Origin of the sequence: Streptomyces olindensis (genome assembly GCF_040645895.1) — a bacterium.
GTDB lineage: Bacteria > Actinomycetota > Actinomycetes > Streptomycetales > Streptomycetaceae > Streptomyces > Streptomyces olindensis.
Map to the genome: position 1 here is coordinate 1 of NZ_JBEYZD010000087.1, position 5,804 is coordinate 5,804.

Sequence of the window (5,804 nt, forward strand, 5' to 3'; positions counted from 1 at the left end):
TCCGATGCCCGCCCTCGCTCTCCTCTCCGCCGCCTTCGTCGTCGCCTTCGAGCAGCTCGTCCAGTGGAAGTACGGCCCGGCCGGAATCGTCGGGCCCTCCCGGGCCGGCCCTTCGTGCGATACGAGACGCAACGTCTTGCGTGAGGGGGATGCAGGGGTTAATGTTCGGGGAAAGTCGAGACGATACGTCTCGTCTCAGCCTCTTGATCTCCCTGTCCTCGACGAAGGAAGACACCACTTGTTCCGAACTCCCGAAGCACCCTCCGCCCCCACCGCCGCCTCCCAGCTCACCGTCACCGACGTCAGTAAGCGCTACGGCCCTCACCTCGTCCTGGACCGCGTGTCCTTCACGCTCCGGCCAGGGGAGAAGGCGGGGATCATCGGGGACAACGGCTCGGGCAAGTCCACCCTGCTGCGGCTGCTCGCCGGCACCGTGCAGCCCGACAACGGCGAGGTCGGCGTCGTCGCACCGGGCGGCACAGGACACCTGGCGCAGACCCTCGACCTGCCCGGCACGGCGTGCGTCGGCGACGCCGTCGACCTGGCGCTCGCCGAACTGCGCGCGCTCGAACGGCGCCTGCGGACGACGGGCGCCGCACTCCACGGAGCGGACCCGGAAGCCTACGACCGGTATGCCGCACTGGAGGCGGAGTTCGAGGCGCGCGGCGGATACGACGCGGACCGCCGTGTCGACGTCGCCCTGCGCCACCTCGGCGAGCCGGCCGGCCTGGACCGGTCGCGGCGGCTCGGCACCCTCTCCGGCGGCCAACACTCCCGCCTCGCCCTGGCCGCGACGCTCGCCTCGTCCCCCGAACTGCTGCTGCTCGACGAGCCCACCAACGACCTCGACGACGAGGCCGTGGCCTGGCTGGAGGAGCGGCTGCGCGCCCACCGGGGCACACTCGTCGCCGTCACGCACGACCGGGCCTTCCTCGACCGGGTCACCGACACCATTCTGGAGGTCGACCACCACACCCGGTCCGTACGCCGCTACGGCGACGGCTACGCGGGATACCTCACGGCCAAGGCCGCCGAACGGGCCCGGCACGAGCGGGAGTACGCGGAGTGGCGCACCGAGGTGGCCCGCCAGTCCCGGCTCGCCGACTCCCACATCGGACGCCTCGAGGCGATCCCGCGGAAGGGGCCGTGGGCGTTCAGCGGCGCGGGCGCGTTCCGGGCCCGCTCACGGGCCCACGGCGCCATGAGCCGCATCCGCAACGCGCGCGAGCGACTGCAGCGCCTCACCGACGATCCGGTGTCCGCGCCTCCCGAGCCGCTGCGGTTCTCCGCGGACATCGAAGGATCGGCGGACCGCGCGGTGGAGGTGCGGGACGTGCGCGTACCCGGGCGCCTGGTCCTCGACTCGCTCCAGGTCCCCGCAGGGGGCCGACTGGTGGTGACCGGCCCCAACGGCGCGGGCAAGACCACGTTCCTCCAGATCCTCGCCGGCGAGGTCACGCCCGAGCCGGGCGCCACGGTGCGCCGGCCCGCGAGGGTCGGCTTCCTGCGCCAAGTGGCAGCCCCGACCTCCCCCGAGGAGGAGAGCCGCCCGCTGCTCGCGGCCTTCGGGGAGGACCGCGCCGACGCGCTGCTCGCCCTGGGCCTCTTCCACGAAGCCGACCTGACCCGGCCCGTACGGGCCCTCTCCACCGGCCAGCGCCGCCGCCTCGAACTGGCCCGCCTGGTCACGGGCACACACGACCTGCTCCTCCTGGACGAGCCGACGAACCACCTCTCGCCCTCCCTGGTGGAAGAACTCCAGCCGGCCCTCGCCGCGTACCAGGGCACGCTCATCATCGTCACCCACGACCGACGGCTGCGGTCGGCGCTGCCGGGAGCGGTCCACGAGCTGGGCACGGCCCGGTGACCGGCCGAAGGCGGCCGAGGCCGAAGCACCGGCCCGGTCGCCGTCCGCACCCGACGGCTTCCGCAACGGGCGCTCCTCCACAGGTGCCCGTCACCGGGAACGCCGGCTGCCCCTTGCCCATGGCGGACTCGGGACGGGAGATCCCGACCACTCGGAAGACCGCGTGCGCATCAGGAACGTGACGAACACGCGCCTGGCACGCGAGCTGTCCCGCCCGAGTGACGTGCCGCCAGTGAGACCGGGGCTGAACGCGATCACACTGATCCGACGGGCCCTGACCGTTCAAGGCTCTTGGGCGCCATCGGGGTGACCTTGGGGCCGTGCGTCTCGCTGGTGGTGATCACCAGGCGGCCGTCGTCGGCCACGCGCGGCACCAGGAGCCGGGCAACAGGTAGTGGGCCAGGTAGCTGACCGCGAACGTCAACGCGTAGCCGTCCGCGCTCCGCCCCTCCGCCTCTCCGCCTTGGCGGTCTGCATGCCGGCGTTGAGGACGAGGATGTCGATGCGGGCGTCACCGAGCTGCCGTAGCACGCGCGGTCCCGCAACTGAATTGTCAGATCTGACCGAGGTCGATCTCCACCGGGAAGGGGGCCGCTACCTTGAGGACGCCCGTGAAGACGTCTCCCTCCCGGTAGGTATGCGTCGCGGGGTCGAGAACGTAGGTGTACACAAGAGGCAGGCCTGTCAGGGCTTGCTCGATCCGCCAGTAGAAGCCGATGCCCGCCTTGGCGTACTGGTCGACCTTCACGATCCTGTCGGTGGTCTCCGAGCCCGGCGACACCACCTCCGCGACCAGCAGTACGTGCTCAGGGCGGGTGGGGGTGATGTCGATCGTGTCTGCGCGGTACACGACGACGTCCGGGCGGCGATTGGTGAGCGGGACGTCCCGCAGCCGGACGTCGAAGTCAGTGTCGGCGTTCCACTCCGGGCCCGCCGCAGCATCCAGGGCGTTCGCCAGAATCCGAGCCAGCCGGTTGTGCCGCTTGGACGCACTCGGAGTCACGACGACCATCCCGTCCACGATCTCGATACCGGCGCACTGCTCCGCGGACCAGGACTCGTACTCCTCCGCCGTGATCTGCTCATGCATCCACGCCGGGGCCACCATCTCGGCCGTCATGAGGCACCTCCCGGACACTGTGCCGCGGGCCCGATCCCGCTGGGATCAGCGTACTGTCTGCCATCCGTCCGGCCGCTGATCTCGCTCACGCAAGCGGTGACGGTCCTCCTTGCCCCACACCAGCAGCAGTGCCGTCGAAACCGCAAGCCCGGGTCGGTCCACGGCTCCGGGGACTCGACGATCCCGGCCTCCCCGGCCGCGCGGCCGCCCGGTGCGGCCGCCCGGTGCGGCCGCCCGGTGCGGCCGTCAGAGCGGTGCGTCCGGCGCGAGGCCAGCCGCTCCTCCTGTGCGACATCCGCCCGCGACGGTGATCAGGCGTAGGCCGGCGGCGGCCGGGCCGCCGAGGACAGGCAGCCGGACACGGCTCCAGCAGGAGCCGTGCACGAGCAGGAACGGCTGAGGACTCTTCACTCCACGACGCCCCGTCACAGCACCCGGCAGACCTTGTAGGCGATGCCGCCCTCGACGAGGTATCCCGACCCGACGCAGACCGTGCCGTTGAGCCATGCGTATGGCTCGGCCCCTGTCTCGAAGAGCGGGTTGGTCCGGAAGTAGTAGTCGGCCGGATCGATCCGGAGCCGCTCGTCGGGGTCGGCCAGGGCCTCGCGCACCTCGGGCGGGGTGACCCAGCGGCCGCCGTAGGTCATGTGCAGGAGGGCGCCGTCGTGGGTGCGCAGCGTCAGGCGTACGTCCAGGGCCATCGTTCCGTCAGGGGCGAACAGTGCCCAGTCTCCCCCACCGGGAAGGACGTCGCCGTGCAGCCCGGGGCCGTCGAACGTGCCTCCTGCGGCACCGAAGAGGACGCGCCGGCCGAACGGCCCGCTGCCGAAGGGCAGACGGGGGTTCAAGTCGACGACCATGTCGAAGAGGTGCTCCGTCCGGATCTCGCCGACGTCCTTCACGCGCGGGTCCGCTGTCATGCTGCGCCGCCTCCGGTGAGCGCGGGGAACAGCCTCTGCCGGACCGCGTCCGTCGAGACGCCGGACTGGGCGCACAGTGCCGCCAGGTCGAAGAAGAAGCGCTCGCCCGCGATCAGGTCGTCCTTGAACGTGAACTGGATGAACACCGGTACCTCGGCACGCTTCCCGTTGGGGAGGACGCCGAACCGGTCGCCTGTCATGGTCAGCCGGGCCGTACCCCAGCACACGAGCGTGTCACCGTCGCTCGCGCGGCCGTGCAGGGCGACGTCATAGTCGGGGAACGAGGCGAAGAACCGCCTCAACGCCTTCTCGTTCTCGGCCAGTCCCCGAGCCGTCGTACCGAAGGCCGGGGTCTCCAGCACCATGTCCGGGTGCAAGAGCCGCAGAGCGGCGGGTATGTCCTGTCGGCTCTTGGCGACGGCTAACGCGTGCGCCAGTTCGAACATGCGGTGCTCGTGCACAGGTGCCTCCTGCGATGCGCTTTCGCGCGCTTCAGCGCGCTGGGAAAGTAAACGTACGACCGGTCGTATGCTTCGAGCAAGGCACATGGCAGGATGGGAGCCGATGAACGAGCACTCAGGGAGCCGGAGCCGGTTGCCACAGGCGGCCGTGCACGCCACGGAAACCGCAGGCGCGAGCGCGACCGTGGCGGACCAGCGCCTGGTCCGCGGCACCCGCACCCGGCGCAAGATCGCACGCCACGGCGTCGACATCGCCTCGCTGGAAGGGCTCAACGGCCTCAGCATCGGCCGCCTGGCCACCGACCTGGGGCTGAGCAAGAGCGGAATCCAGACGCTCTTCAAAACCAAGGAGAACCTGCAACTGGCGGTCGCGGAGTCGGCGCGCGAAGAGTTCACCGAAGCGGTCGTCCGCCCCGCACAGACCGCGCAGCCGGGCATCACCAGGCTCCGCGCGCTGACGGAACACTGGATCACCTACGTCGAGACACCCCTGTTCGCCGGGGGCTGCTTCTGGGCGGCCAGCCTCCCCGACTTCGACAGCCACCCCGGAAAAGTCCGCGACGCCCTACTGCTCCACCGCCACACCTGGCTCACCCTCCTCGCCACCGAACTGCGCTGCGCAGTAGCCACTGATGAGATCGCCCAACTGGACGTAGACCTCACGGTCTTTCAGCTCGACGCGGTACTCAACGCGGCGAACACCGCACTGCGCTTGGGGGAGAGCGACGCGGTGTCTAAGGTCCGCCGGGTTGTGGACGGGTTCTCTGCACCACCACGCTGACAGACGGCTCTCTCCGCGTAGTACCTCGGCGGCCACCGTCCGTGACTCGGTGCGCCGCTCGCTCAGCAGCCGACACGGATCATCACGGTGAGCGCCGACGGGCGCGACAACGGATGCTTCTGCGCGACGACTTCGTACATACGTATACGGGATGCGGACTTGAGACACCCGCTTTAAAGAGTTCGATCCTGACCCACTTCGGCTGCGGTCGGCGACTGGTGGGACGGCCGGACAGAGTCGCTGGTGTACGCCCCTGTCCGGCATCGTTGATGTCAGCCGTGGATGTCAGATGCTTGTTGATGCGTGGCTCTCGGCGGATCGGTCATTGGAGCTCATACAGGCTTCGGGGAGGGGCGTGGCGGCTGGCCATGGGCTGCAAGCACACTCTGCCGTCTCACCGCTCGTGAATTGCAGACCCCACATCCCGGCCCGCCCGCACTGTGGCAAGGTGACCGGCATGGCCACCACACCCGAGATGCGCGAGACATCGCTGCAACTCCTTCGTGTCGACTCCCCGGCCCTGGCCACCCTGTCTAGAGCCCTGCTCTCGTTCGCTGAAGCCCAGCGACGGATGCAGGCCAACCTCGACATGACCGGCCTGTCCAGGGCCCTGCTCTCGTTCGCTGATACCCAGCGACGGATGCAGGCCAACCTC

Annotated in this window: 6 protein-coding genes; 3 read left to right on the top strand and 3 right to left on the bottom strand. The window is 70.0% G+C overall.

The window, feature by feature from the left end; genetic code table 11:
* Positions 1–238 precede the first annotated feature (238 nt).
* Positions 239–1,867, top strand: coding sequence for a ribosomal protection-like ABC-F family protein (gene abc-f / locus ABZ948_RS35710; protein WP_359766768.1), 1,629 nt, complete (start codon positions 239–241; stop codon positions 1,865–1,867).
* A gap of 553 nt (positions 1,868–2,420) precedes the next feature.
* On the opposite strand, the gene ABZ948_RS35715 is transcribed toward abc-f, so the two are convergent.
* The 3 genes from ABZ948_RS35715 to ABZ948_RS35725 form a co-directional block, all read right to left on the bottom strand.
* Positions 2,421–2,987, bottom strand: a complete 567-nt coding sequence (locus tag ABZ948_RS35715) for a Uma2 family endonuclease (protein ID WP_359766770.1) — start codon at positions 2,985–2,987, stop codon at positions 2,421–2,423.
* A gap of 425 nt (positions 2,988–3,412) precedes the next feature.
* Entirely contained in the window at positions 3,413–3,907 is a 495-nt protein-coding gene (locus tag ABZ948_RS35720) for a DUF3237 domain-containing protein (protein ID WP_359766772.1), read from the bottom strand.
* Positions 3,904–4,368 carry an ester cyclase gene (locus ABZ948_RS35725; RefSeq protein WP_359766774.1) on the bottom strand — a complete coding sequence of 155 codons (465 nt, stop codon included), beginning with the start codon at positions 4,366–4,368 and terminating at the stop codon, positions 3,904–3,906. Before ABZ948_RS35725 ends, ABZ948_RS35720 begins: the two co-directional genes overlap by 4 nt.
* Before the next feature lie 103 nt (positions 4,369–4,471).
* Between ABZ948_RS35725 and ABZ948_RS35730 the strand changes: the two genes are divergently transcribed.
* Both ABZ948_RS35730 and ABZ948_RS35735 read left to right on the top strand, forming a co-directional pair.
* The gene (locus ABZ948_RS35730) at positions 4,472–5,149 is read left to right on the top strand and encodes a TetR/AcrR family transcriptional regulator (protein WP_359766776.1); all 678 of its coding nucleotides are present in this window, start codon (positions 4,472–4,474) and stop codon (positions 5,147–5,149) included.
* Positions 5,150–5,606: 457 nt separating this feature from the next.
* Positions 5,607–5,804: hypothetical protein (locus tag ABZ948_RS35735; RefSeq protein WP_359766778.1), on the top strand; the 198-nt coding region annotated here is incomplete at its 3' end.

Coding starts and splice junctions, on each gene's coding strand:
- ABZ948_RS35730 (WP_359766776.1), top strand. CDS start 4,472: ATGAACGAGCACTCAGGGAGCCGGAGCCGGTTGCCACAGGCGGCCGTG.
- ABZ948_RS35715 (WP_359766770.1), bottom strand. CDS start 2,987: ATGACGGCCGAGATGGTGGCCCCGGCGTGGATGCATGAGCAGATCACG.
- ABZ948_RS35720 (WP_359766772.1), bottom strand. CDS start 3,907: ATGACAGCGGACCCGCGCGTGAAGGACGTCGGCGAGATCCGGACGGAG.